The 24,890-nt window shown below is 62.0% G+C and carries 23 protein-coding genes and 3 tRNA genes; 10 read left to right on the forward strand and 16 right to left on the reverse strand.

Features of this window, described 5'->3' with window-relative positions:
* The first annotated feature begins 47 nt into the window (after positions 1-47).
* The 6 genes from ACN0SC_RS12250 to ACN0SC_RS12275 all read left to right on the forward strand — a co-directional run bounded on the left by ACN0SC_RS12250 (position 48) and on the right by ACN0SC_RS12275 (position 7,933).
* Positions 48-353, forward strand: coding sequence for a hypothetical protein (locus ACN0SC_RS12250; protein WP_417249963.1), 306 nt, complete (start codon positions 48-50; stop codon positions 351-353).
* On the forward strand, positions 346-2,079 hold the full coding sequence (locus ACN0SC_RS12255) for a methyl-accepting chemotaxis protein (protein ID WP_417249964.1): 1,734 nt from the start codon (positions 346-348) through the stop codon (positions 2,077-2,079). Before ACN0SC_RS12250 ends, ACN0SC_RS12255 begins: the two co-directional genes overlap by 8 nt.
* 135 nt (positions 2,080-2,214) lie before the next feature.
* Positions 2,215-3,339, forward strand: a complete 1,125-nt coding sequence (locus ACN0SC_RS12260) for an AI-2E family transporter (RefSeq protein WP_417249965.1) — start codon at positions 2,215-2,217, stop codon at positions 3,337-3,339.
* A gap of 1 nt (position 3,340) precedes the next feature.
* Positions 3,341-4,027 carry an AAA family ATPase gene (locus ACN0SC_RS12265; protein ID WP_417249966.1) on the forward strand — a complete coding sequence of 229 codons (687 nt, stop codon included), beginning with the start codon at positions 3,341-3,343 and terminating at the stop codon, positions 4,025-4,027.
* 55 nt (positions 4,028-4,082) lie between these two features.
* Positions 4,083-6,260 carry an RNA degradosome polyphosphate kinase gene (locus ACN0SC_RS12270; protein WP_417249967.1) on the forward strand — a complete coding sequence of 726 codons (2,178 nt, stop codon included), beginning with the start codon at positions 4,083-4,085 and terminating at the stop codon, positions 6,258-6,260.
* Between the two features lie 89 nt (positions 6,261-6,349).
* Positions 6,350-7,933, forward strand: coding sequence for an exopolyphosphatase (locus tag ACN0SC_RS12275; RefSeq protein WP_417249968.1), 1,584 nt, complete (start codon positions 6,350-6,352; stop codon positions 7,931-7,933).
* Here ACN0SC_RS12275 and ACN0SC_RS12280 read toward each other — a convergent pair.
* The 5 genes from ACN0SC_RS12280 to scpA all read right to left on the reverse strand — a co-directional run bounded on the left by ACN0SC_RS12280 (position 7,914) and on the right by scpA (position 13,248).
* Positions 7,914-8,996, reverse strand: a complete 1,083-nt coding sequence (locus ACN0SC_RS12280; RefSeq protein ID WP_417249969.1) for an endonuclease/exonuclease/phosphatase family protein — start codon at positions 8,994-8,996, stop codon at positions 7,914-7,916. The two genes, ACN0SC_RS12275 and ACN0SC_RS12280, sit on opposite strands and share 20 nt — an antisense overlap.
* Position 8,997: 1 nt before the next feature.
* Positions 8,998-9,681 carry a TerB family tellurite resistance protein gene (locus tag ACN0SC_RS12285; RefSeq protein WP_417249970.1) on the reverse strand — a complete coding sequence of 228 codons (684 nt, stop codon included), beginning with the start codon at positions 9,679-9,681 and terminating at the stop codon, positions 8,998-9,000.
* A gap of 77 nt (positions 9,682-9,758) precedes the next feature.
* Complete coding sequence (locus ACN0SC_RS12290; protein ID WP_417249971.1) at positions 9,759-10,250, reverse strand: GNAT family N-acetyltransferase; 492 nt, start codon at positions 10,248-10,250, stop codon at positions 9,759-9,761.
* A complete protein-coding gene (locus ACN0SC_RS12295; protein ID WP_417249972.1) occupies positions 10,247-10,900 on the reverse strand; it encodes a VOC family protein in 654 nt (217 codons plus the stop codon). Before ACN0SC_RS12295 ends, ACN0SC_RS12290 begins: the two co-directional genes overlap by 4 nt.
* A gap of 224 nt (positions 10,901-11,124) precedes the next feature.
* The gene (gene scpA / locus ACN0SC_RS12300) at positions 11,125-13,248 is read right to left on the reverse strand and encodes a methylmalonyl-CoA mutase (RefSeq protein WP_417249973.1); all 2,124 of its coding nucleotides are present in this window, start codon (positions 13,246-13,248) and stop codon (positions 11,125-11,127) included.
* A gap of 102 nt (positions 13,249-13,350) precedes the next feature.
* Between scpA and ACN0SC_RS12305 the strand changes: the two genes are divergently transcribed.
* The gene (locus ACN0SC_RS12305; RefSeq protein ID WP_417249974.1) at positions 13,351-13,875 is read left to right on the forward strand and encodes a DUF4174 domain-containing protein; all 525 of its coding nucleotides are present in this window, start codon (positions 13,351-13,353) and stop codon (positions 13,873-13,875) included.
* A gap of 62 nt (positions 13,876-13,937) precedes the next feature.
* Here ACN0SC_RS12305 and ACN0SC_RS12310 read toward each other — a convergent pair whose 3' ends face one another.
* The 7 genes from ACN0SC_RS12310 to ACN0SC_RS12340 form a co-directional block, all read right to left on the reverse strand.
* Complete coding sequence (locus ACN0SC_RS12310; protein ID WP_417249975.1) at positions 13,938-15,935, reverse strand: acetyl-CoA carboxylase biotin carboxylase subunit; 1,998 nt, start codon at positions 15,933-15,935, stop codon at positions 13,938-13,940.
* A 200-nt stretch (positions 15,936-16,135) separates the two neighbouring features.
* Positions 16,136-16,330 (reverse strand): hypothetical protein, encoded by a 195-nt coding sequence (locus ACN0SC_RS12315; RefSeq protein WP_417249976.1) that lies wholly within the window; start codon positions 16,328-16,330, stop codon positions 16,136-16,138.
* Positions 16,331-16,687: 357 nt separating this feature from the next.
* On the reverse strand, positions 16,688-17,086 hold the full coding sequence (locus ACN0SC_RS12320; RefSeq protein WP_417250058.1) for a hypothetical protein: 399 nt from the start codon (positions 17,084-17,086) through the stop codon (positions 16,688-16,690).
* A gap of 15 nt (positions 17,087-17,101) precedes the next feature.
* Complete coding sequence (locus ACN0SC_RS12325) at positions 17,102-17,509, reverse strand: RidA family protein (protein WP_417249977.1); 408 nt, start codon at positions 17,507-17,509, stop codon at positions 17,102-17,104.
* Positions 17,509-17,928 carry a DUF6497 family protein gene (locus tag ACN0SC_RS12330; protein WP_417249978.1) on the reverse strand — a complete coding sequence of 140 codons (420 nt, stop codon included), beginning with the start codon at positions 17,926-17,928 and terminating at the stop codon, positions 17,509-17,511. The genes ACN0SC_RS12325 and ACN0SC_RS12330 overlap by 1 nt, the downstream gene beginning before the upstream one ends.
* Positions 17,921-18,283, reverse strand: a complete 363-nt coding sequence (locus ACN0SC_RS12335) for a hypothetical protein (RefSeq protein ID WP_417249979.1) — start codon at positions 18,281-18,283, stop codon at positions 17,921-17,923. The genes ACN0SC_RS12330 and ACN0SC_RS12335 overlap by 8 nt, the downstream gene beginning before the upstream one ends.
* A 19-nt stretch (positions 18,284-18,302) precedes the next feature.
* Positions 18,303-19,835 carry an acyl-CoA carboxylase subunit beta gene (locus ACN0SC_RS12340; protein ID WP_417249980.1) on the reverse strand — a complete coding sequence of 511 codons (1,533 nt, stop codon included), beginning with the start codon at positions 19,833-19,835 and terminating at the stop codon, positions 18,303-18,305.
* Positions 19,836-20,116: 281 nt separating this feature from the next.
* Between ACN0SC_RS12340 and ACN0SC_RS12345 the strand changes: the two genes are divergently transcribed.
* Entirely contained in the window at positions 20,117-21,289 is a 1,173-nt protein-coding gene (locus ACN0SC_RS12345) for a multidrug effflux MFS transporter (RefSeq protein ID WP_417249981.1), read from the forward strand.
* A gap of 204 nt (positions 21,290-21,493) precedes the next feature.
* Positions 21,494-22,894, forward strand: a complete 1,401-nt coding sequence (locus ACN0SC_RS12350) for a helix-turn-helix domain-containing protein (RefSeq protein ID WP_417249982.1) — start codon at positions 21,494-21,496, stop codon at positions 22,892-22,894.
* A 3-nt stretch (positions 22,895-22,897) separates the two neighbouring features.
* Here ACN0SC_RS12350 and ACN0SC_RS12355 read toward each other — a convergent pair whose 3' ends face one another.
* The 4 genes from ACN0SC_RS12355 to ACN0SC_RS12370 form a co-directional block, all read right to left on the reverse strand.
* On the reverse strand, positions 22,898-23,755 hold the full coding sequence (locus ACN0SC_RS12355) for a DMT family transporter (RefSeq protein ID WP_417249983.1): 858 nt from the start codon (positions 23,753-23,755) through the stop codon (positions 22,898-22,900).
* 138 nt (positions 23,756-23,893) lie between these two features.
* A tRNA-Asp gene (locus ACN0SC_RS12360) sits at positions 23,894-23,970 on the reverse strand.
* Positions 23,971-24,023: 53 nt separating this feature from the next.
* Positions 24,024-24,100 (reverse strand) — tRNA-Asp (locus ACN0SC_RS12365).
* Positions 24,101-24,204: 104 nt separating this feature from the next.
* Positions 24,205-24,684 carry a CoxG family protein gene (locus tag ACN0SC_RS12370; protein WP_417249984.1) on the reverse strand — a complete coding sequence of 160 codons (480 nt, stop codon included), beginning with the start codon at positions 24,682-24,684 and terminating at the stop codon, positions 24,205-24,207.
* A gap of 116 nt (positions 24,685-24,800) precedes the next feature.
* Between ACN0SC_RS12370 and ACN0SC_RS12375 the strand changes: the two genes are divergently transcribed.
* Positions 24,801-24,876 (forward strand) — tRNA-Val (locus ACN0SC_RS12375).
* Positions 24,877-24,890: the final 14 nt, after the last annotated feature.

Raw genomic sequence — 24,890 nt, forward strand, 5'->3', positions numbered from 1 at the left:
AGAATTCACCTTTAGATCAGGTCACAGAACAAAGGAATCGGGGGCCAATGTCCGTGAAAGACCGCGTGATAATCGCCAGCGTTGTGCTGGCCTGTCTGGCCATGGCGCCTCTTGCCGTGCTGAGCGCGCCCTATCGCGACGGCCCCGCACTGGCCGTGATTGCGCCGTGGAACAACATGGATGCCGTTCTGGTCGATGCAGGCCTGCGCGAGATTGCCCCGCTGCGTGCGCCTTTCGGCGCGCTGGTGCTCCCCGACCCCGATGACACGCGGGCCGACCTGAGGTCGCACGGCGTCTGGACGCTTCTGGATGGCGCCCTGATTGCCGCAATTTGTGGAGTAGACAATGCCTGACACCCCAGAAACCTTCGAGCAGTCGCGCGCGGATGCGACGCGCTACCTTGGATTGGTTAACGCGGCGATGGCATGTGCTATCGCGGCTTTTGTGACCGCCACAGGCGGCAACGCCATGCTGGCAAGCGCTGGCGGCGCCGTCTTTGCCGTGATCGGCCTTCTCGCGCCACGGCTCGCGCCACGCGCCTCGCGGATCGTCACCGCGCAGGCTCTCGTCGGCACGACGATTGTCTTCAACGCATCGCTGCTCGGCCACCCGATGCAAATCGACAGCCATATGCTCTATTTCGCCGCTCTCGCGATGATCGTGCTGATGTCGGGCATCCGCCCGCTTCTGGCGGCAGCGGGCACGATTGCCATTCACCACCTCGTCCTCACCTTCGCCATGCCCGCACTGGTCTACCCCTCTGGCGAGTTGGGTTTCAACATCATGCGCACGTCGGTTCATGCGCTGATCGTAGTCATGGAAACCGCCGTATTGGGCTACATGATCCATAAGCGGCACCAACTTAACGCCATAGTGGAAGAACAAAAAGTTCAGGCGCAGAAGGCCACAGAGGAAGTGCGCGCGGCACTTGAAGACGCCCGCCACGAGAAAGCCCGTGCCGAGGCCGCTCTTGCCGAGGCCCAAACCGCCTCCGCGCGCGCCGCCGAGGCCCAACGCACAGCGCAAAGCGCCCTGCGTGAGAACGAAGAAGCACAGCAGGAACGCGCCGAGGCCCGCGCTCGCGAGGAGGAAAAACGCGCCCTGCACGATGAGGCGCTCAAAAACCTGCTCGATATTTTCTCGGTCCACCTCGACCAGCTGTCCTCGGGCGATCTCAGCACCCGTATCACCGAAAACCTGCATCCTGACTACGAGAGCCTGCGCACGCTTTTCAACGAGACCGCCGAACGCCTTGGTGCCACCATGGCCGAGGTCCGCGCGCAATCGGCGGCCATGCAAACGCAATCGGGCGAGATTGCCGCCTCCGCCAACGATCTGGCCACGCGCACCGAACGCCAGTCCGCCGCTCTGGCCAATATCGCCGAGTCGGTGAAGGAGCTGAACACCTCCCTCGCCTCGGTCGTCGAGGACAGTTCGGACGCACGCAAACTTGCCGAAACCACATCGCGTGAGGCCGCCGAAGGATCGGAGATCATGGAACAGGCAGTCACCGCCATGCGCGGAATCGAAGACGGATCACGCGAGATCAACAAGATCACCACCGTGATCGACGACATCGCCTTCCAAACCAACCTTCTCGCACTCAACGCGGGTGTCGAGGCGGCACGCGCGGGCGAGGCGGGACGCGGCTTTGCCGTTGTCGCCTCCGAAGTGCGCGCTCTGGCGCAACGCTCTTCCGATGCGGCCCGCGAGATCAACCAGTTGATCGACCGCTCGACGCAGCAGATTTCGGATGGCGCAAATCTCGTCGACCGCACGGGTCAGGCGCTCGGCGGGATCAAGACCTCAATCGACCTGATCGCCACGCGGCTGTCCTCCTCGGCCACCGCGATGGAAGCACAGGCCAACCAGCTCTCCGACGTCAACACTTCGATTTCCGAGCTGGAAGGCGTCACCCAGCAGAATGCAGCCATGTTCGAGCAAACCAATGCCGCGAACACCCTGCTTTCCAACTCCGCCAAGGCGCTCAGCGATATGGTTGCCATCTTCGTCACGGATGCGGGGACGGCCACATATACGCAAGCACCCGACGAACCTCTGCTTGCCGAAGCCTCATAGGCACCCCCACGCCCGCTAGCCTCTCTAGCCGCACGCGAGCTAATCGTGCCTTGATCAATTCACCCGCAGGTGACGCGCGGCCTTGAAACCCCCGTCCGAACGGGCGATATGTTAGGGAAACATGAGAGGGGCAACATGGCACTGCCAGTCCGCGACCAAGTCAAATACTGGGGCGTCACCGCAGCCGTGTTCCTCGGCGCGCTCTATATCCTTGGCGATGTGATTCTCCCCTTCGTGCTGGCCATGGCGGTCGCCTATATGCTCGACCCCGTTGCCGACCGGCTTGAGACATGGGGCATGTCGCGTATCGGCGCCACGATCCTCATCACCGCCGCCGCCGCTGTCCTTTTCGTCGTTGCCATGCTCGCTATCGTCCCCACCTTGGTGCGACAGGCGACCGATCTCGTGGCCACAGCACCCGAACTTTTCCAACGTCTTCAAAGCTTTCTGACCGAGCGCTTCCCCGATCTGCTCGACGAAACCAGCCAGATCCGCCAGACCCTACTCAAGATCGGCGACACCATCCAGTCACGCGGCGGCGAGCTTTTGCAAACCGCGCTCGGCTCGGCCATGAGCCTGTTCAACGTGCTTATGCTCGTCGTCCTCGTGCCCGTGATCACCTTCTACCTGCTGATGGACTGGGACCGAATGGTTGCAAAGATCGACGGGCTTTTGCCGCGCGATCATGCGCCGGTGATCCGCAAGCTGGCGGGCGACATCGACCGCACGCTGGCCTCCTTCATCCGCGGGCAAGGCACTGTCTGCCTCATCCTCGGCACGTTTTACGCCGTTGCCCTCATGCTCGTTGGCCTCAATTTCGGCCTCGTCGCGGGCGCAATCGCGGGTGCGTTGACCTTCATTCCCTATGTCGGCGCGCTGGTGGGCGGCGCTCTTTCCATCGGGCTGGCGCTCTTCCAGTTCTGGGGCGAATGGCAGTGGATCGCCGCCGTGGTCGCGATCTTCGCCGTGGGCCAGTTCTTCGAGGGCAATATCCTGACCCCCAACCTCGTCGGCTCCTCCATTGGCCTGCACCCTGTCTGGTTGATCTTCTCGCTGACCGCCTTCGGCACGCTTTTCGGTTTTGTAGGGATGCTCGTCGCCGTCCCCGTGGCCGCCGCCATCGGCGTGCTCGCCCGCTTCAGCACAGAGCAATATCAAAACAGCCTGCTCTACCGTGGCCAGTCCCACCACAGCAGGCGGCCCGAACCACAAACAAACCCCGACGACACCTCCCCTGACACACCCGTCGGACCCAAGTGATATGACCGACCAACTCGCCTTTCATCTGCCTGCCCGCGAGGCGCTGGCCCGTGACAGTTTTTTCGTCGCGCCCTCCAATCGTATCGCCGTTGCGACGCTAGACAACTCCGACGGATGGCCCAGCGGGAAACTGGTGTTGGTCGGCCCCAAAGGCGCGGGCAAGACCCATCTCGCCCATGTCTGGGGTGCCGAACGTCAGGCGCAGATCATCTCATACGACGCACTCGCACAGGCCGATATCCCCGCGCTTGCCGCCGCACGTCACGTTGTGGTCGAGGACGCCGACCGCATTGGCACCCTGCCCAATCCGACCGCTGCGGAAGAGGCATTGTTCCACCTGCACAATATGGTTCTGGCCGAGGGCGGGCGGCTGCTCGTCACGGCCACCGCCGCGCCGAACCACTGGACGCTGGGCCTGCCCGATCTGGCCTCGCGGATGCAGGGCACAACGGTGGTCAAAATCAACGACCCCGACGACATGCTGCTTTCGGCCATGCTGATCAAACAATTCGACGACCGCCAGCTGGCCGTGCCCGCGGGCCTGATCCCCTATCTGGTCAAGCGCATCACCCGCTCGGCACAATCGGTGCGCGACGTTGTAGAGGCGCTCGACACAGCCGCGCTACAAGCGCGCAAACCAGTGTCACAAAAACTTGCCGCACAGGTGCTAGACAATCTGGAGCAATAGGCAAAGAATACGATCTAAGGACCTGATTGCGTCAACGAAAGGCCCGACTGATACCATGACATTGCCGACCGACTTCCTCGCCGCCGACTTCCCCGAACCGATTGCCCTGCCTGATGAAAAGGTCACGGGCCCTGGACGGTTTTTCAACCGCGAGCTGTCGTGGCTGGCCTTCAACTGGCGTGTTCTGGAAGAGGCCGACAACCCGCGCGTGCCGCTGCTCGAACGTCTTCGCTTCGTGTCGATTTCCGCGACCAATCTCGACGAGTTCTACACCGTGCGCGTCGCGGGCCTGCGTGAATTGGCCAAGGCGGGCAAGACCACACCTGCCGCAGATGGCCGCTCCCCCGCCGAGCAGATTTCGCTGATCTCCGACAATGCCCGCAATCTGATGCAGGCGCAAAACACCGCTTTCAACAGAATCCGTCGCGAGATGGAGGCCGAGGGCATCGCCATCTGTTCCCGTGACACGCTTCAGGACGGCGACTTTGAGCATCTCGAAGAGGCATTCCTCAGCCGCGTCTTCCCCGTGCTCTCACCGCTGGCGATTGACCCCGCGCACCCCTTCCCCTTCGTGCCGAACCTTGGGCTGGTTCTGGCACTGCAACTCGAACGGACACGCGACGGAAAGCCGTTGCAGGCGCTGCTGCCGATCCCCGCACAGATCGAACGCTTCGTCCGTCTGCCAGCAACCGAGAAACGCCCCGACCGCTTCCTCCCGCTCGAAGAGGTCGTTCTGATCTTCGTCGATCGGCTCTTCCCAGGCTATACGGCATCGGGTTCCTGCGTGTTCCGCGTGCTGCGCGATAGCGATCTGGAGGTCGAAGAAGAGGCCGAAGACCTCGTGCGCGAGTTTGAAACCGCCCTCAAACGCCGCCGCCGTGGCGAGGTGGTGCGCCTAAAAATCTCGCAAGGCGCCCCCGAAGCGCTGGCCTCCGTCATCAAGCGCGAATTGAAGGTATCTGGCGACGAAGTCATCGAAATGAGTGGCATGATCGGCCTGTCGCATGTCTCCGAACTGGTGCTGAAATCGCGCACCGATCTGCTTTGGCCAAGCTACACGCCGCGCATTCCAGAACGGGTGCAGGACCACGAGGGCGATATGTTCTCGGCGATCCGCCAGAAGGATATGCTGCTCCACCACCCATACGAGACTTTCGATCTGGTGATCCGCTTCCTGCAACAGGCGGCAAACGATCCTGATGTGGTGGCCATCAAGCAGACACTCTACAGGACCTCCGATGACAGCCCGATTGTGTCTGCGCTTTGCGAAGCCGCCGAAAATGGCAAGATGGTCACGGCGCTGGTTGAACTCAAAGCCCGCTTTGACGAGGCCGCCAACATTCGCCAGTCGCGCCGTCTGGAACGCGCGGGCGTGCATGTGATCTACGGGTTCACCAACTACAAAACCCACGCCAAAATCTCGACCGTGGTGCGGCGCGAGGGTGCCAAACTCGTCACCTACACCCACTTCGGCACCGGCAACTATCACCCCATCACCGCGCGGATTTATACCGACCTGAGCTTTTTCACCTGCGACGCCGCCCTTGGCCGCGACGCGACCAAGGTGTTCAATTACGTCGGCGGATATGCCGAACCCGAGGGGCTGGAGAACCTCGCCATCTCACCCCACGGGCTCAAGGCGCGCCTGCTCGAAGGGATCGCGCAGGAAGCGCAGAACGCGCGTGAGGGAAAGCCCGCCGAAATCTGGGCCAAGCTCAATTCACTGATCGAACCCGAAGTCATCGACGCGCTCTATGCCGCCTCCTGCGACGGGGTCAAAATCTCCCTCGTCATCCGCGGCATTTGCGGCGTGCGTCCGGGCGTCAAGGGGCTGTCGGAAAACATCCGCGTCAAATCCATCGTCGGGCGATTCCTTGAGCATTCGCGTATCGTGATGTTCGGCAATGGCAAATCGCTGCCCTCCAAGAAGGCGCGCGTCTACATGTCGTCTGCCGACTGGATGGGCCGCAACCTCAACCGCCGCGTCGAAACGCTGGTCGAAATCCACAACCCGACCGTCAAGGCACAGATCACCCGTCAGGTCATGGCCGCCAATATGGCCGATGTCGCGCAAAGCTGGGTGCTCTCGCCCACGGGCGAATGGCATCGTCCCGATTTGTCCGACGTCGAAAAGCCCTTCTCCTGCCACCAGTTCTTCATGCAGCACCCCTCGCTTTCGGGTCGCGGCTCGGCGGGGGTCAAGGATGTGCCCGAACTCACCCATGACGATTGAGGGCCGACGACGCGACGACAGCCCTTTGTGCGATTGACAGTGCAAAACCGCTCCGCCTAACCTGCATAAAGAAGCTCGGGGACCGACGCGTGACACACACCAACGACACCGCTGCCCATGCGGCTGCGACGGAGGCCGATCGCCTCGACTGGGGCAGGTTTGGCCGCCCCCTCTTTCTCGATGAAGAGGCGCGCGCGCTGTCTCGGGTGGGCGTGGTCGATATCGGATCGAACTCGGTGCGCCTTGTCGTCTTTGACGGCGCCGCCCGTTCCCCCGCCTATTTCTACAACGAAAAGATCCTCTGTGGCCTCGGTGCGGGGCTGCGCGAGACAGGGCGCCTGAACCCCGAGGGCAAGGTCCGCGCCATGTCCGCACTGCGCCGTTTCAGCCGTCTGGCCGAAAGCATGGACATCGCGCCGCTCACCAATGTGGCCACCGCCGCCATGCGGCTGGCCGAGGACGGCCCCGCCTTCTGCGAGGAGATCAAGGCCGAAACGGGCATGACGATCAACGTCATTGACGGCGAGGAGGAGGCCCGCCTCTCGGCACAGGGTGTGCTTCTGGGCTGGCCCGAAGCGGATGGTCTGGTGTGCGATATCGGCGGGTCGTCGATGGAACTGGCCGAAGTGTCAAAAGGCAAGATCGGCAAGCGCCTCACCTCCCCGCTCGGCGCGCTGGCGCTCGACGGGATCAAGGGCGGACGCGAAGGGCTGAAGTCCCACATCCGCCCGATCATGGACAATTTGCGCGCCGAATTAGGAAAAGATTACAAACGGATATACCTCGTCGGCGGCTCATGGCGCGCCATTGCACGTATCGACATGCACCGCCGCGACTACCCGCTCCACGTGCTGCACGAATACCGCATGCACACCCGCGCAGTCACCGACACGATCCGCTTCATCCGCAACAACGACCTCAACACGATCCGCCACGAAACTGGCACCTCGGCGGCACGGATGGCGCATGTGCCCAAGGCGGCGGAAGTCCTGCGACAACTGACCCGCGCATTCCGTCCCAAGGAGATTTGTGTCTCCTCCTACGGCATCCGCGAGGGGCTGCTCTATGAGCAAATGCCCGAAAGCGTGCGCCGCCGCGATCCTCTCGTGGAGGCCTGCCGCTTCGCCGAGCGCAAGGACGCGCGTCTGCCAGGTTTCGGCAAGCAACTTCACAGGTTCATTGAACCCGTGTTCCGCGCCCGCAAGTATGAACAGATGCGCATGGTGCGAGCCGCCTGCCTGCTCCATGACGTGACATGGCGCGCCCATCCCGACTACCGCGCCGAGGTCTGCTTCGACAACGCGACCCGCGCCAACCTTGGCGGGCTGAGCCACAAGGAACGCGTCTTTCTCGGCCTCGCCCTGCTCCACCGCTACAAGAATTCCCGCGCGGGAACCCCCTTCGAAAACCTCATTGCGCTGCTTTCCGAGAAGGAAATCCAGAACGCCGAGGTTCTGGGCAAGGCCATGCGGTTCGGCGCGATGTTCGCGCTCGACAAACCCGACAAGGTGGCCCGCCTCGATTTCCGTCCGAAGAAAAAGGAATTGATCCTGACGCTGGTGCCCGCAGCCGAGGATCTTTTTGGCGAAGTGGCCGAAGCCCGATTCCACGCCCTCGCCTCCGCATTGGGCGCGCAGGCCGAGATCAAACACGTCAAGAAGGCGCCGCGCTAACCTTCTCTTTTCCTGCGAAAACTTCGGGATCGAAGTCCACAGTCACGGGGAAGTGGTCCGAGGCCGTCAAAAGCGCCTCACGCAATTCGGGCGTCTCGAAGCAGCGCGGATCGTCGAAGGGATGCCAGATACGCCACGTCGCCCCCTGCGCCAGATCCTGTGACAACATGATGTAATCGAGCAGCGCCGAGAGGTAGCGTTTTTCCTTCTCGATGTAGAAACGCGCAGAGGTCGGCGCGGCTCCAAGACGACGCGAAAGCGCCTGGCGTGCGTGCGGCTCGATAAGACGCAAATCGGGCGGCACACCCTCCTCGCCTTCACCCAAGACGATTTCAATCCCCGAACGGCCAAAGAGCTTCTCGTATTCGTCGAGACCAGGCCCGTCATTGAAATCCCCCAGAACCATCAGCGGATCACCCGCGATCAAATGCCGCTCAACCCGCTCGCGCAGCCAGATGCATTGCGCCAGTTGCTTGCGGCGATTCTCGATGGAAATGCGCGTCACATCGCGGGCGTTGCGCGCGCCGTGCGGCGCCTTCGATTTAACGTGAACGCCGATCATCCGAAACGCCGCATCATTCTCGCGCACCTCCATCGCCAGTTCCAGCGGCGGCTTGGAAAAACGCACGGGATCGCGGTCACGATCTGTGTCGAGGTCGAGGTGATAGACCGAGTTGAAGGCGGGCGGCTCGCTGTCGTTACCCAGATCGGCGGGGGCGCCTTGGGGATCATGCCGCGCGCGCAGGACAAGCGGATCATACATCACCGCGATTTCCTGCTGCGTCTCGTTAACAAACCCCATTTCGACCGCCCGCGCACGGATGCCAGCCCAATCGGCGAACTGCTCCAGCGCCCGTACCGTATCGCGTTTGCGGTTGGTGTCGGGGGCCTCGATGACCATCACGGCGTCCGCATCCAAGGCATTGAAAACAATACCCAATGCATCCAGTTGATCGGCCCGCGTTACATTGTGGCGCGCCGACCAGCGTCCGTCATGCAGCGGCCTGCCGTTTCGCGAAAACAGCGCGTCGAACCATTCCACATTGTAGGTCGCAATCCGCATGTCACCCCGCGTGCACGGCCGAGATTTCTTCCCATGCCGCATTGATTTCGCCCATGCGGTCTGTGGCCAGTTTGATCGCCTCCTCAGGCACGCCGCGCGCGATCAGCACATCGGGATGGGTCTCGCGGACAAGTGCGCGATAGGCCAATTTGATTTCTTTAACAGGTGTGTCGGGATCGACGCCCAGCACCTCATAAGGGTCGCGCTCCGCCTCGGGCACGAAACGCGCGCGGATGATGCGGAAGCGGCGCGGGGACATCTCGAAAATCTCCGCCACGCGCGCCAGAAATCGGTCCTCGTTGGGATGATATTCCCCGTCGGCCATGGCGATGTGGAACAGCCCGTCGAGCAGGTCGAAAAGCGGCTGGCACTGGTCGCCATACATTGCCTTGACGCGGGTGGCGTAATCCTCGAACCCCGCCACGTCCTTACGCGCGAGATTGAACACGCGAGCGGCGGCGGCCTCGTCCTCAGGGGCGATATGGAACACTTCGCGGAAGGCCGTGACTTCGTCGCGCGTCACCTGCCCGTCCGCCTTGGCCATCTTGGCCCCGAGCGCGATCACCGCGATGGCGAAACCCACCCGTTTTTCAGGCTCCGAGCGCAGACGCGAAAACACCTCGGCAAGGCTTTCCCCTGCCGCGAGCGCCCCGATGGCGTCGAGTATGCGTTTCCAAATCGACATAGGCGCACCATAGCGGTGCGGGGCGGAACTGTCAGGCGACAAATCCGCCGCAGCGTCACATTCGCGTCAGGGCGATGTCACAGGAATTTCTGCATAAAGAGGACGTCGAGCCAGCGGTCGAACTTGTAACCCGCTTGCGGCAAACGTCCCGCCTCGGCATAGCCCAGAGCATCATGGAAGGCGATGGAATCGCGGTTGTCGGCGTCCACGGCGGCGATCATCGAGTGGTTGCCCGCCTCGCGCGCATGTTCCTCGATGGTGATCATGAGGATGCGGCCAAGCCCCTTCCCCTGCGCCCCGTCGCCCAGATAGACCGAATGCTCCATGGTGAAACGGTAGCCGTTGTTGCCTGGGCGGAACTGGTCATAGGTCGCATAGCCCACAACCTCACCGTCCACCTCGGCCACGTAAAAGGCCCGCCCGCGTGCAAGGCGGTCCTCGACCATCGCGGCCCATTCGACCTCGGAGCGCTCCTCCGAGGAAAAACTCGCCGTCGACGAGGCAATCACCGGTGCCATGATCGCCTTGAGGGCGGCGGCATCGTGTTTTGTGGCTTGGCGCAGCTTCATGAAATCCAGACCTCTCCTGATGGCGTGCCGATTTCCGCTTGGATCGCGGGGCGTGCGGCTTGCACGATTCCAACATTTTCGCGGCCCAGCACGAAAGGTGCAAGAGCCGATCGCAAGGCATCGGCCTGCGGGTGGGCCAGTTTGAGACGGCGCAGCGTGAACCCGTGTTGTGGCAGCGCGGGCGCGGGATGCTCCGAGTGCCACTCGATGATCGCAGGAAAGCAACCATCAAAGGGCAAAACGCCCGTTTCGGGGACGACCATCCGCCACGCATATGGCCCGCGCTCAAACTCCATGATCCGCCCCATATCCGCAGGCGCCAGCGCCAGCGCGACCTCAAGATCGGGCGTGTTGATCACCCAGTTGGTCAGGCGCGGAGGGCCGCTGAAGTTGTCCAAATCGAACCAACGCGGAAATTCGGGCGGCGTGGCGTCAGGGTCGCGGGCGATCACTTCGAAATAGGCCCCACGGTCGAGCGAGGCCAGATGGTTGTGCGTCCCCATGACCTCATGCACCCCGCGTTCGGTCAACGACACATCCAGAAGCGCTTGCGCATGGGCGCGCCCCGCCGCCAGATCCTCCGTCGCCATCACCAGATGATCGAGCGCACATGCAACACCTTGCACATTCTCGGTATTTTTCAGGGTCATTTTGCCTTCCGCTCCATTGGATTCGGGCCGTCCCGCCCTGCCTCTTCACCGTGAGCGCTACCTTGACAGGGGAGAGCGGGAAAAACCATGCCCCCACACAGACTTGAGTGATTTTTCGACGACAACGCCTCAGGCCTTCTGAAGCACGAAGCTCGCCATCACACCGCAACGAAAAAGGGCCGGAGGATCATCCTCCAGCCCTTTCTCATGTCTGACTTATGCGCTTACTTCGTCGCGATCAGGTCCAGAATGGCCCGCGCGGCGGCAGGGATATTTGTGCCAGGACCGAAGATGGCCTTCACCCCCGCTTTGTAGAGGAAATCATAGTCCTGCTGCGGGATCACCCCGCCACAGATTACGATGATATCCTCCGCGCCTTGCTCTTTCAGCGCCTCAATGAGCTTCGGCGCGAGCGTCTTGTGACCGGCGGCCTGAGACGAGATGCCGACGATATGCACATCGTTGTCGATGGCGTCCTGTGCGGCCTCTTCCGGCGTCTGGAAGAGCGGTCCAACGTCCACGTCAAAGCCGATATCGGCAAAGGCCGTGGCGATGACCTTCGCACCGCGGTCGTGGCCATCCTGACCCATCTTGACCACAAGCATCCGCGGGCGACGGCCCTCTTTCTCGGCAAAGGTTTCGACATCCTTCTGGATCTGGGCAAAGCCCTCGTCGCCTTCGTAAGCCGCGCCATAGACACCCGCGAGGGTTTTCACTTCGGCGCGGTGACGCCCGAATGCTTTCTCCATCGCCATTGAAATCTCTCCCACGGTTGCACGGGCACGGGCGGCTTCGACCGCCAGTGCGAGGAGGTTGCCCTCACCGGATTTCGCCGCCACTTCCAACGCGCCAAGGGTCTCTTCGACCTTCGCGGCGTCGCGGCTGGCCTTGATGCTCTCCAGACGGGCAATCTGGCTCTTGCGCACGGCTACATTGTCCACGTCGAGAATGTCGATCGGGTCTTCGTTGTCCTTGCGGTATTTGTTGACGCCGACGATCACCTCTTCGCCACGGTCGATCATCGCCTGACGTTTGGCCGCTGTTTCCTCGATGCGCAGCTTGGGCATGCCCGAGTTGACGGCCTTGGTCATGCCGCCCATCTCCTCGACTTCCTCCATCAGCGCCCATGCCTTTTCGGCGATCTCGTTGGTCAGGCTCTCGACGTAATAGGAGCCCGCGAGCGGATCGACGGTGCGGGTGATCTGTGTCTCTTCTTGCAAGATGAGCTGCGTGTTCCGCGCGATGCGGGCGGAGAACTCGGTGGGCAGCGCAATCGCCTCGTCCAGCGCATTGGTGTGCAGGCTTTGCGTGCCGCCCAAAGCCGCCGACATGGCCTCATAGGCCGTGCGGATCACGTTGTTATAGGGGTCTTGCTCCTGCAAGGACACGCCCGAGGTCTGGCAGTGGGTGCGCAGCATTTTGGACTTGGCCAGCTTCGGCTCGAATTCCTCCATCACGCGGCTCCACAGCAGACGCGCGGCCCGCAGCTTGGCAATCTCCATGAAGAAGTTCATGCCAATCGCGAAGAAGAACGACAGCCGCCCCGCGAATTTGTCCACGTCCATCCCCGCCTTGATCGCCGTGCGCACATATTCGCGCCCGTCAGCGAGTGTGAAGGCAAGCTCTTGGACGAGGTTCGCGCCCGCTTCCTGCATGTGGTAGCCCGAAATCGAAATCGAGTTGAATTTCGGCATCTCGTTGGCGGTGTATTCGATGATATCCGCAATGATTTTCATCGAAGGTTCAGGGGGATAGATATAGGTGTTGCGGACCATGAACTCTTTGAGAATGTCGTTTTGAATGGTCCCCGCAAGCACGGATTTATCGTGTCCCTGCTCCTCGCCCGTGACGATGAAACTGGCCAGAATCGGGATCACCGCGCCGTTCATGGTCATCGAGACCGACACCTTGTCGAGCGGAATACCGTCGAAGAGGATTTTCATGTCCTCAACCGAGTCAATCGCCACACCGGCCTTACCCACATCGCCCACAACGCGCGGGTGATCGCTGTCATAGCCGCGGTGCGTGGCCAGATCGAAGGCCACGGAGACCCCTTGCTGGCCCGCGTCCAGTGCCTTGCGATAGAAGGCGTTGGATTCTTCGGCGGTGGAGAAGCCCGCATATTGGCGGATCGTCCACGGGCGGCCCGTATACATGGTCGCACGCGGGCCACGGGTGAACGGCTCCACCCCTGGCGTATTGCCAAGGTGCGACAGCCCCTCCAGATCATCCTCCGCATAGAGCGGTTTGACCGTGATCCCTTCGAGCGTTTCCCACTCAAGGCTCTCGCGAGGCTTGCCGCGCAATTCCTTCTCGGCCAGCTCTTCCCAGCGTTTTCGGTCGGTCATCTCGCACCTCTCGTTTTGTCACGTCCCGCTTTCAGGCCAATTCGGCAGGACAAATCCTTGGTTTAGACGCTCCGCCGTCCTATATTGGGTAGGACGGGAGACATGATGAAAAAGATAGTCTTATCCGCGCTTTGCGCGACTGCACTTCTCACAGCGCCGCAGGCATGGGCGCAAACGGCAACCAGCGACACGCAGATCACACCAGATGCGGATGCAGCGGCCCAAGATGCGGACACGCCAGCGGCGGACGGTCTTGTGACCATGCCCACTGAGGGCGTGGCATTAGCCGATTTCCTGTGGGATGCGCGTGTGCTGGTGATCTTCGCCGACAACCCGCGCGACCCGTCGTTCCAGCGGCAGTTGGACCTGCTTGCCGAGCGGCCCGATACGCTGGAGGAGCGTGATGTGGTCGTGCTGACCGACACCGATCCCGCCATGGCAACGGAGGTGCGCACAAAATTGCGCCCGCGCGGCTTTACACTGGTGATCGTGGACAAGGACGGGCGCGTCATGCTGCGCAAACCGAGCCCGTGGGACATCCGCGAAATATCTCGGGCCATCGACAAAACACCCCTGCGCCAGCAGGAAATCAGCGAGGCAAAAGAGGCCGCACGGGCGGGCGGGTAAATCCGCCCCGCCACACGCGTGCACCCCAATGCCGCCGCGATATGTCGGCCCGCGATCATGGGTTATTCAAACTCCATGATCACTTCGTCCACCGCGAGGCTGTCGCCCGCGCTCGCGTTGATCTGGCTCACCACGCCCTTGCGTTCGGCGCGCAGGATGTTTTCCATCTTCATCGCCTCGATGGTGCACAGCGACTGACCTTCCTGCACCTCTTGGCCCACTTCCACGTCCACCTTCACAACCAGACCCGGCATCGGGCAGAGCAGCAGTTTCGACGTATCGGGGGCCACTTTCTCCAGCATGAACTTCGACAGTTCCGCCGCACGCGGCGAACGCACGTAGACCTTCATATCCGCGCCGCGATTGCGCAGACGGAAGCCACCGGGCAGCTTGCCGACTTTCAGCGTCAGCGGCCCGCCCTCCATGTCGATCACGGCGAGGCTCTGACCTGGCACCCAGTCGCTGGACAGGCGCATTTTCTTCCCGTCGATGGTGACGGTTGCGCCCTCTTTGTCGGCCTCGATGTGGGCGGGGAAATCGCGCCCGTCGATCTGAACCACCCAATCGTCGGGCACCACACGCTCGTGGTTGTCCATCCGCCCCGAAACCCGCGCACGCCGAATCTCGGTCACGCGATACATGGCAGCAGCGGCAGCAGCCACGCGCTCCAACTGGTCGTCAGGCAGGGTCACACCCGCGAACCCTTCGGGATATTCCTCCTCGATGAAGGCCGTGGTGATATCCCCCGACACGAAACGCGGGTGATCCATCACCGCCGACAGGAACGGCAGGTTGTGCCCGATCCCCTCAACCTCGAAACCGTCAAGCGCGTTGCGCATGTTTTCAATCGCGGTCGCCCGATCCTTGCCCCATGTGCACAGCTTGGCGATCATCGGGTCGTAATACATCGAAATCTCGCCACCCTCGTAGACACCCGTGTCATTGCGCACGATATCGTCCTCGGTGGCGACCTCGGCGGGCGGGCGATACTTGGACAGACGCCCGATGGAGGGCAGGAAGCCGCGATAGGGATCTTCGGCATAAAGGCGGCTCTCAATGGCCCAGCCGTTGATGCCGATGTCGTCCTGCGTCATCGTTAGCTTCTCGTCATTGGCCACGCGGATCATCTGCTCCACAAGGTCGATGCCCGTGATCAATTCGGTGACGGGATGTTCCACCTGAAGGCGGGTGTTCATCTCAAGGAAGTAGAAATTCTTGTCGCCGTCGACGATGAATTCCACCGTCCCCGCCGAACTGTAATCCACCGCCTGCGCCAGAGCGACAGCCTGCTCACCCATGGCCTTGCGCGTCTCCGCGTCGAGGAAGGGGCTCGGCGCCTCTTCGATCACCTTCTGGTTCCGACGCTGGATCGAGCATTCGCGCTCGTTGATCCAAAGCCCGTTGCCATGCTTGTCGCAAAGCACCTGAATTTCGATGTGACGCGGCTGGGTGACGAACTTCTCGATGAAGATACGGTCGTCGCCAAAGGAACTTGCCGCCTCGTTCTTCGACGCCTGAAAGCCCTCGCGCGCCTCCTCGTCATTCCACGCGATCCGCATCCCCTTGCCGCCGCCGCCAGCGGAAGCCTTGAGCATCACCGGATAGCCGATCTCGTTTGAAATCTTCACCGCCTCGTCGGCGTCCTCGATCAGCCCCATGTAACCAGGCACCGTGGACACACCCGCCTCGGCGGCGAGTTTTTTGGAGGTGATCTTGTCGCCCATGGCTTCAATCGCCTTGGTGGGCGGCCCGATGAAGGCCACGCCCTCGGCGGCCAGCGCCTCGGCGAACTTGGAGTTTTCAGACAGGAACCCGTAGCCCGGATGCACCGCCTGCGCACCCGTCTGGCGCACGGCATCCATGATCTTGTCGATCACGATATAGGACTGGTTGGAAGGGGGAGGACCGATATGCACCGCCTCATCCGCCATCTGCACATGCAGCGCGTGCTTGTCGGCATCAGAATAGACGGCGACCGTTTTGATCCCCATCTTCTGCGCGGTTTTGATCACACGGCAGGCGATCTCGCCGCGGTTTGCAATCAGGATCTTGTCAAACATGTCCTGTCCTTCCCTTCTAATAAGCACACTGATCCGACCGCACGATTTCGCGCGCGGACCGGATCGGTTCATGGCTGTTGTGAGGCACGAAAAAAGGCCCCCGTGCGCGAGTGGCGCGGGAACCTTTCGTCCGTATCAAAGCCCGATACGCGCCGCGAGGCGCAGCACTCAGGCCAAATGTCTGGTCACACCCGGAGGCGTTACAGGTCGTTGTAAAGCGCGCCGCCGAGGCCACCGACAACGGCGCCGTCGACACATTTGCCGTCGCGGATGATTTCGCCTGCGATACAACCGATACCTGCGCCGATTGCGGCGTTTTGCATGTCCTGGCTCTCCAAACAGCCCGAGAGGACGGTTGCTGCGAGGAAGGAAACGGCAATGATGGATTTACGCATTTTTCTGCTCTTTTCTGTGTAAGGTCTACGCCAAGTTTGCCCCAAACGGCCAGCGCGGCAAAGACAAAACCTTCACGCACGCCTTGCGCCCTGCCAATCGGCGGATTTTCGCGCACAATCGGGGCGGTTTTCGGAGCTGAAGGAGAAAAGTGGTGAGGTTCGTACGGGGGACGGACGAACCTCACCAAAGGGGAAGGGTAACGGTTTTCAGATCGCATCGGTGTGTTGCTGGTCACATTCGATGCACCACCACCATGCGCCTCGTCGTTCCGCCAAGCAACGGCACAGCCCGCACCCCCGCCACAAGCGGCAGGGTTTCGCGCAAATGCATGATATGCCAGCGGATTTCCGCGCATCCTAGCCAAAGTCCTCATCAGGTCCAAATCCGTCCGCGCCCAGTCCGCCCTCGTTATCGAAGACCTCGGGGAAGGTCGCGCGCGCGACGTCGAGATTGATTTTCAGCATCGCCTCGTAGGACGCGGGATCGAAATCCTCCTCGTCCGCAGGCACCACTTCGCGTCCGAACAGCCACGACAAACGCCCCGCATCGAGGTTGCCGCGCTCGAAAGGCTCGTCGCCGAAGTAAATCCACAGGCTCTCCAGAAACGCATGATCGGCGCGCTTGTCGACGGCCTTGCGATCCTTGTAGCGCTCCAGCCGCTTGAGCGGCGTCACCCCCTTGGGATTGGCGCGGCGGATCGTGAACTGGTAGTCCGAGCTTGGCAGGCGTCCGGGGAAGCCACGGTGTTTCGTCATATAGTCGCGAGCCATCTATCTATCCTCCTTGACGGGGCGGCGGGCGATGCAGTCGATCTCGACCAAGGCACCCACAGCCAACGCGGTAACGCCAACCGTCGTGCGCGCAGGCAAACGGTCGGCAGGAAAATAGCTCTTATAAGTCTCGTTAAACGTTTCATAGTCACGTTCGAACGCCGTGAGAAAACAACGGCATTGCACCACATGGCTCAGATCCAGCCCCAACTCGCCAAGGATCAGCGAGAGGTTGTCCATCACCCGCCGCGTCTGCGCCTCGATCCCTTCGGGCAAGGGCGCATCGGGGGCGTCGGGATCGGTGGGCATCTGACCCGTCAGGATCACCCAACCGTCATCCTCGACCGCATGTGAAAACGGCGCGACAGGGCGAGGGCCATTGCCGAAAAGGTGGAACTTCGGGGCCATCAGAACGCCTCCCATGCGCATGTGTCGCCATCGGGGCGGTAGGCTTCAAAAACCTCGACAACATCGGGGGCCGCGACACCGAACTCGGTCGGAGCCTCGGCCAATGAAATGACGATCTGGCTCGGCTCAGGCGCGGCAATGCGTGGCAGCGCATAGCCCTCGCAGAGCGCGAAGAGATCAGCCTCAAGCTCGTCGTAGCTCATCGCATCAATCCGCGTGCCAAGCTCGGGTGCGAGAAAGCGGAACCGCGCGGTCAGCCCCATGGCGGGACGGTCCAGCAGGCTCTCATGGAAGGCGACGGGCTGGCCTGACGGCACCTCGATCACCTCGGGTTCGACGGGCGACAGATCGGCCTGTGCCGAGGCAGCCACCGCGACCGCCATACCCAAGGCTGCAAGCGAGAAGAGAGGTTTACGCATCGCGCTTCTCCCCTGCTGCAAAGCGCACCCAACGAGCACGCCGAACGGGATCGGCCAGAAGGGCCGCCACCTGCGCCTCGCAATGCGCCTTGGGGAAGGCCCCCGCAACGGCACCGCCCGCGGTCACTTCGAGGTCATCGCCCACAGGTCGCACCGACACCGCGGGCATGAACCCACGCAACGATTGCAGCGCGCGCCACATATCCTGACGCACCTGACGCGCAATCCGCCCACGCCGCAGCCCTGCCCCGCCCGAAATCACGGAAGTCGCCGCGAAATCGAAACGCGCAGGCAGGGACCGCGCCAAGATCAGCGCGTCCCCCTCTTGCGTCATATGCCAGTTCTTGCGTGCCATAGGCCCCTCGCATCACCGCTTAGAGCGGGATGTTGTCGTGCTTCTTCCACGGGTTTTCGAGCTTCTTGTTCCGCAGCGCGGCAAAGGCGCGAGCCACCCGTTTGCGCGTCGAACGCGGCTGGATCACCTCGTCGATGAAGCCCCGCTCGGCGGCCACAAACGGATTGGCGAAACGGTCTTCGTAATCGGCCGTGTGCTGCGCGATTTTCTCCGCATCGCCAAGGTCGGCGCGATGGATGATCTCGGTCGCACCCTTCGCCCCCATCACCGCGATCTCCGCCGTGGGCCACGCATAGTTGAAATCGCCGCGCAGGTGCTTGGAACTCATCACGTCATAAGCCCCACCATAGGCCTTGCGCGTGATTACCGTCACCTTCGGCACCGTCGCCTCACCATAGGCAAAGAGCAGCTTCGCGCCGTGCTTGATCACGCCGCCATATTCCTGACCCGTCCCCGGAAGGAAGCCGGGCACATCCACCAGCGTCAGAACGGGGATGTTGAACGCATCGGAGAACCGCACGAACCGCGCCGCCTTCTTGGAACTGTCAATGTCGAGACACCCCGCCAGAACCATCGGCTGGTTGGCCACAACGCCCACGGTCTGCCCCTCAAGGCGAATGAAACCCGTGATGATGTTCTTGGCGTGATCTTCCTGAATCTCGTAGAAATCCCCCTCGTCCGCGATCTTGTGGATCACTTCCTTCATGTCATAGGGCGTGTTGGGATTGTCTGGGATGATCGTGTCGAGGCTCTCCTCGATCCGCGCAGGATCATCAAAGAAGGGCCGCGTCGGCGCCTTGTCACGGTTGTTAAGCGGCAGGAAGTCCACCAGACGCCGCACCTCGGTGAGCGCCTCCAGATCGTTCTCGAAGGCCCCGTCAGCCACGGAGGACTTCTTGGTATGGGTCGAGGCACCGCCAAGCTCTTCCGCCGTCACAACCTCGTTCGTCACCGTTTTCACCACATCGGGGCCGGTGACAAACATGTAAGACGTGTCTTTGACCATGAAGATGAAGTCGGTCATCGCAGGCGAGTAAACCGCCCCACCCGCGCAAGGGCCCATGATGACGGAGATCTGCGGCACCACACCCGAGGCCATGATGTTGCGCTGGAACACTTCGGCGTAGCCCGCAAGACTGTCCACACCTTCCTGAATCCGCGCACCACCCGAGTCGTTGAGGCCAATCACGGGCGCGCCGTTCTGCATCGCCATGTCCATGATCTTGCAGATCTTCTGCGCATGGGTCTCCGAAAGCGAGCCGCCAAACACGGTGAAATCCTGCGAGAACACATAGACCTGACGCCCGTTAATGGTCCCCCAGCCAGTGATGACACCATCACCGTAGGGTTTGCTCTGCTCCATGCCGAAATCGGTGCAGCGGTGCGTCTTGAACATATCGAACTCTTCGAAACTGTCCTCATCGAGCAACATCTCGATCCGCTCCCGCGCGGTCAGCTTGCCCTTGGCGTGCTGCGCGTCGATGCGGCGCTGGCCGCCCCCGAGCCGTGCATCCGCGCGGCGGTCGTGGAGTTCTTTGATGATATCTTTCACGGGTAGGCCTCCTCGTCAGTTCGGGGGCACCTTAGACCCCCGCTGCGCGCACTCAAAGAAGAGTCTGGCAGATTTGCAAATGATGCAAAGGCACTATGGAGCGAATTGCAAACTTGCGAATTGACCTCAATCAAAGGATCGCGGGGTCGCCGCCCTAATCGAGAGGCCCCCTGTGCGTTTGTGCGCAACCATAACCATGGACAGCCACGGATTTGCGCATATCCTCTCGCCCCATGTCCAAACAGTATTCCCGTTTCCTCGATAGAACGACCCCGCCGCACGTGGTCACACTTGTCCTCATGGCGGGTGTTTCGGCGATGTCGATGAATATGTTCCTGCCTGCGCTGCCCGCAATGTCCGAGTATTTCTCCACCGATTACAAGGTGATGCAGCTCTCGGTCGCAATTTTCCTCGCCGTCAACGCGGCGCTGCAACTGATTATCGGCCCGCTCTCCGACCGCTTCGGACGCAGGCCCGTGGTCTTGGCAGGCACGATCATTTTCATCCTTGCGAGTTTTGGCACGGTCCACGCGCCGACGGTGACGACATTTCTGGTTCTGCGCGCGGTTCAGGCCGCGATTGTGACGGGCATGGTGCTGTCGCGGGCCATCGTGCGGGACATCCATCCTGGTGATGATGCCGCCACGATGATCGCCTATGTCACCATGGGCATGTCCGTCGTCCCGATGATTGCGCCCTCCGTGGGCGGCGTTCTGACCTCCCACTTCGGCTGGCAGGCCAACTTCTGGGTGCTCACGGCAAGCGGAGTCGGGCTTCTCGCGCTGGTCTATTTCGATCTGGGCGAGACCGCACCGCCACAGGCCGACCGCTCGCTGCGCGCCATGTTCCGCGCCTTCCCCGAATTGCTCTCCTCGCCGCGCTTTCTGGGCTATGCGCTCTCCGCCGCTTTCGCCTCTGGCGCCTTCTTCGCCTATATCGGTGGCGCGCCCTTTGTGGGCACCACGCTCTTCGGCCTTTCCGAAGACGTGCTCGGCCTCCATATGGCCGCCCCCGCCGTGGGATATTTCTTCGGCAACTTCGCGGCGGGCCGCTACTCCGCGCGCTTTGGTGTGAACGTCATGGTCCTGATCGGGGCCTGTATCCTGATCGTCACCGTGGCGATCAACACCGCGACCTTCCTGATGGGCATCGCCACGGCGAAGAGCTTCTTCGGCCTGATGGTATTCCTAGGCTTCGGCAACGGTTTGCAACTGCCCAACTCCATCGCGGGATCGCTTTCGGTACGCCCGCAACTGGCAGGCACGGCCTCGGGCCTTGGCGGGGTGATGATGATTGGCGGCGGCGCGGCGCTTTCGGCAATCGCGGGATCAATGCTCTCGGTCGAGCGCGGCGCCTTGCCGCTCATGGAGATCATGCTGTTCTCCTCCATCGGCTCGCTCATCGCGATCCTTCTCGTCATGCGCCGCGAACGCCGCGTGACCACGGGTCTTTGATCGGCGGACAAGAGGAAACGGCGGAACAGCCTCCATCCCGATAGAACTCCCGCAGCCGCGCACGCGTGCCCGACGGATTTCCGACAGGTGTCCGACACATGTCCGACGCGGTGCAGACGGTGATTTCCTGCGACATCGCGGCGCTTGATCTGACGGGTTTGCACTGGCAAACTTCTCTTTGCAAATCGGTCAGGGAGGACAGACATGGCACAGCAGAAGCTCTACGCAGGCGCAAAACTGCGCGAAACGCGCACGCGGCTCGGCCTGACCCAACGTGCCTTCGCTGAGAAACTCGGCGTGTCCCTGCCCTATCTCAACCAGATGGAGAACAACAACCGCCCCGTCTCCACGGGTGTGGTTCTGGCGCTGGCGCAAGAGTTCGGCTTTGATGTCACGGAGCTATCCACGGGCGACGCCGAACGGCTCGTCACAGATATGCGCGAGGCACTGGCCGATCCCGTCTTTGCCGATGGCGGCGCACCGCCGCTGGCCGATCTGCGGCTTGCCGCCTCCAACGCGCCCGCGCTGGCGCGCTCCTTTCTTGAGCTTCACCGCGCCTATCGGCAGACGACCGAGCGGTTGGCCTCGATGGATGAGGCCCTTGATCGCGAAGACAGCCCAGCGCGCCCTTCACCTTGGGAAGAGGTTCGTGACTTTTTTCACTATTGTGACAACTACTTAGACGCCGTTGATCGCGCCGCCGAGAATTTCGCACGCCCCTCTGGCAAGACGCAGGACGTGACGAAAGCCGCCGTGGACCTGTTGGAACGGAACGGCATTTCGGTGCGGTTCGGTGATGTCGCGATGCGCAAATTTGATCGTGAGTCGGGGATCCTGACCATCTCCGCGCGCGCAGGTCGCGCCACGCAGACCTTTCAGATTCTCCATCAGGTCGCCCTTGTGACACAAGCGAAACTGCTCGACGCGACCCTCGATCTGGCGCGGTTTCACAGTGATGACAGCCGCGAGATCGCGCGGATCGGTTTGGCCAATTATTTCGCAGGGGCGGCGCTTTTGCCCTACAACGATTTCCTCGCCGCCGCGCAGGAAACCCGCCACGATCTCGAGATTCTGGCCGAACGTTTCGGCGCCTCCATCGAGCAGGTCGCGCATCGTCTCTCGACGCTCCAGCGCCCTGGTGCGAAGGGCATCCCCTTCTTCTTTGTGCGCGTCGATCAGGCGGGCACCATCACCAAGCGCCATTCCGCAACACGTTTGCAATTTGCAAGATACGGCGGCGCCTGCCCCCTGTGGAACGTCCACCAAGCCTTCGAACGCCCCGGCCACTTCCTGCGCCAACGCGCCGAAACCCCCGACGGCGTCCGCTACCTCTCGATCGCCCGTGACGTCTCCAAACCAGGCGGTGGTTTCCATGCCCCTGTAAGGCGCTATGCCATTGGAATCGGGTGCGAAGTTTCGCATGCTCCCGACCTCGTATATGCCGACGATCTCGACGTTTCCAAGCCCGCCGCCTTCGAGCCCATCGGGATCAGTTGCCGCATCTGCGAGCGTCAGGATTGCCACCAACGGTCGGTCCCGCCACTGGAACGCCGCCTGAGCATTGATCCCGACGAACGCGGCACCCTGCCCTACCGCATCACCTGAGCCCTATTTGCGCCCCGTGAGCGCGATCCCTGCAAGGATCAGCACCGAGGCCAGCGCAAGTCGCACCGTGATGGCTTCACCGAGCAGAGCCACACCGCCAAAGGCCGCGATCACTGGCACGCCAAGCTGCGCGCTTGCGGCAACGGGAGCAGGTAGATCGGGCAAGATGTGATACCACAGAACATATCCCAAGGCGGAGGCAACAACCCCAGAAGCAAGCCCCAAGGCCCAGCCAGCAGGCGTGAGAGCGGGCGCAGCTACCACCAACAGAACAAGCGCCAGCGGGGCCGCCCCGATGAAGTTGCGGGCCGTGCGGCCAATCGGATCGCGTGAACCCTGCCCCAGAAGGCTGTAGACGCCCCAAGCAACACCCGCCAAGCCCATGAGCGCAGCAGAGCCCAGTGGCGGCGCAGACAGTCCAGGCAGGAGCAGCCAGACGAGCCCCACCATCGCAAGCACAACGCCCGCAATCCCCGCCACGGGCAATCGCATCCCGCGCCACAGACCAACCGCCAGCATTGTCACCTGCACCAAGGCAAAGAGGACCAAGGCCCCCGTCGCGGCACTCATCTCGTTGTAAGCAAGCGAGAAGCCCAGAGCATAGACAAAGAGCGCCAGCACCGCAGGCACGTCCCGCCGCGTCACCCGCATGGAGCGCGAGGTGACGCCTGCAACCACCGCCAGACATATGGCCCCCGACACCAAGCGCACCGCCGTAAAGGACAGCGCATCATTGGCAGGATCAACCAGCGCCGCCCGCGTGAGCAACGAGTTGCCCGCAAAGGCCACCAACGTGAGCACCATCAACGCACTCAGGCGGATTAAATGCCGTGGCACAGGGGCTGGCACAGGTTGGGGCATTGACGTATCTCCAGATAAACTGACGTCCACTATGCGCCGCCCCCGCAGACAGCGACAACACGCATTGCATCGCGCGCAAGCACAAGCCTGTGAACCGCGAGGTTTCGCAAACTGGAAAATACGTAAAAAGGGGGGAAGTGGCGCGGTTGACGGGGCTCGAACCCGCGACCTCCGGCGTGACAGGCCGGCACTCTAACCAGCTGAGCTACAACCGCGCATTTTTGCCGAAAAACGGCGTGCCTTTGTCACAAGGCGGTATGGGCAGCGGTGGCGCGGTTGACGGGGCTCGAACCCGCGACCTCCGGCGTGACAGGCCGGCACTCTAACCAACTGAGCTACAACCGCTCGCTACCCGCTCGGGTGGTCGCCCGAACGTGAGGGGCGTTCTATGGCCGCCACGCGGGCGCGTCAAGCGGTCAATGCGGCTCGACGCGAAAAAAGTTGCCCGCTTATGCGGACGCGCCCTCTTCGTCCCCGTCCACCTCGGGCGCAACCCCTAGCCGAGCCGACAGGTTGTCGAAAAACGCATCCGCCATCTTGCGGGCGAAACTGTCGATCACGCGGCCGCCGAGTTGGGCAATCTTGCCCCCGACCTTGGCCTCCACCACGTAGGTAAGCCGCGTGCCCTCTGCCACGGTTTCAAGCGCCACATCCGCGCCACCCTTGGCAAAGCCTGCGACCCCGCCCGTTCCTTCGCCGACAATGCGGTAACTTTCGGGTGCGTTGACGTTTTCGAGCGTGACCCTGCCTTTGAACTTGGCGCGCACGGGGCCGACCTTTTGTTTGACCACCGCATCGAATCCCTCCTCGGGCGATCCCGTCAATTCCTCGCACCCAGGAATGCAGGCCATGAGCGTCTCGGCATCGTTGAGCGCGGCCCAGACCGTCACGCGGTCGGCGGCAATAATGCGATCACCCTGCAAGTCCATGTCGGCTCCTTTTCATCCGTTCACGCAACTCTGTCGTGCCCAAGACCCCGCATCAAGCGCAATTCCCGCAGGGAGGGCTTGCATGCCTCCACAGCATAGGCTAAATCGCGGCTAACGGGTCGTTAGCTCAGTTGGTAGAGCGCTTCGTTTACACCGAAGATGTCGGGAGTTCGAGCCTCTCACGACCCACCATATCCCAACAATTC

This window comes from Celeribacter sp., from assembly GCF_048261515.1.
Lineage (GTDB): Bacteria > Pseudomonadota > Alphaproteobacteria > Rhodobacterales > Rhodobacteraceae > Celeribacter.

What these genes read in the sequence shown, in the direction of transcription:
- ACN0SC_RS12265 (WP_417249966.1), top strand. Translation starts at nt 3,341, where the DNA reads ATGACCGACCAACTCGCCTTTCATCTGCCTGCCCGCGAGGCGCTGGCC.
- ACN0SC_RS12315 (WP_417249976.1), bottom strand. Translation starts at nt 16,330, where the DNA reads ATGCGTAAATCCATCATTGCCGTTTCCTTCCTCGCAGCAACCGTCCTC.
- ACN0SC_RS12325 (WP_417249977.1), bottom strand. Translation starts at nt 17,509, where the DNA reads ATGGCCCCGAAGTTCCACCTTTTCGGCAATGGCCCTCGCCCTGTCGCG.
- ACN0SC_RS12320 (WP_417250058.1), bottom strand. Translation starts at nt 17,086, where the DNA reads ATGACGAAACACCGTGGCTTCCCCGGACGCCTGCCAAGCTCGGACTAC.
- ACN0SC_RS12280 (WP_417249969.1), bottom strand. Translation starts at nt 8,996, where the DNA reads ATGCGGATTGCGACCTACAATGTGGAATGGTTCGACGCGCTGTTTTCG.
- ACN0SC_RS12350 (WP_417249982.1), top strand. Translation starts at nt 21,494, where the DNA reads ATGGCACAGCAGAAGCTCTACGCAGGCGCAAAACTGCGCGAAACGCGC.
- ACN0SC_RS12310 (WP_417249975.1), bottom strand. Translation starts at nt 15,935, where the DNA reads ATGTTTGACAAGATCCTGATTGCAAACCGCGGCGAGATCGCCTGCCGT.
- ACN0SC_RS12355 (WP_417249983.1), bottom strand. Translation starts at nt 23,755, where the DNA reads ATGCCCCAACCTGTGCCAGCCCCTGTGCCACGGCATTTAATCCGCCTG.
- scpA (WP_417249973.1), bottom strand. Translation starts at nt 13,248, where the DNA reads ATGACCGACCGAAAACGCTGGGAAGAGCTGGCCGAGAAGGAATTGCGC.
- ACN0SC_RS12335 (WP_417249979.1), bottom strand. Translation starts at nt 18,283, where the DNA reads ATGGCACGCAAGAACTGGCATATGACGCAAGAGGGGGACGCGCTGATC.
- ACN0SC_RS12250 (WP_417249963.1), top strand. Translation starts at nt 48, where the DNA reads ATGTCCGTGAAAGACCGCGTGATAATCGCCAGCGTTGTGCTGGCCTGT.
- ACN0SC_RS12270 (WP_417249967.1), top strand. Translation starts at nt 4,083, where the DNA reads ATGACATTGCCGACCGACTTCCTCGCCGCCGACTTCCCCGAACCGATT.
- ACN0SC_RS12305 (WP_417249974.1), top strand. Translation starts at nt 13,351, where the DNA reads ATGATGAAAAAGATAGTCTTATCCGCGCTTTGCGCGACTGCACTTCTC.
- ACN0SC_RS12285 (WP_417249970.1), bottom strand. Translation starts at nt 9,681, where the DNA reads ATGTCGATTTGGAAACGCATACTCGACGCCATCGGGGCGCTCGCGGCA.
- ACN0SC_RS12255 (WP_417249964.1), top strand. Translation starts at nt 346, where the DNA reads ATGCCTGACACCCCAGAAACCTTCGAGCAGTCGCGCGCGGATGCGACG.
- ACN0SC_RS12290 (WP_417249971.1), bottom strand. Translation starts at nt 10,250, where the DNA reads ATGAAGCTGCGCCAAGCCACAAAACACGATGCCGCCGCCCTCAAGGCG.
- ACN0SC_RS12295 (WP_417249972.1), bottom strand. Translation starts at nt 10,900, where the DNA reads ATGACCCTGAAAAATACCGAGAATGTGCAAGGTGTTGCATGTGCGCTC.
- ACN0SC_RS12370 (WP_417249984.1), bottom strand. Translation starts at nt 24,684, where the DNA reads ATGGACTTGCAGGGTGATCGCATTATTGCCGCCGACCGCGTGACGGTC.
- ACN0SC_RS12330 (WP_417249978.1), bottom strand. Translation starts at nt 17,928, where the DNA reads ATGCGTAAACCTCTCTTCTCGCTTGCAGCCTTGGGTATGGCGGTCGCG.
- ACN0SC_RS12260 (WP_417249965.1), top strand. Translation starts at nt 2,215, where the DNA reads ATGGCACTGCCAGTCCGCGACCAAGTCAAATACTGGGGCGTCACCGCA.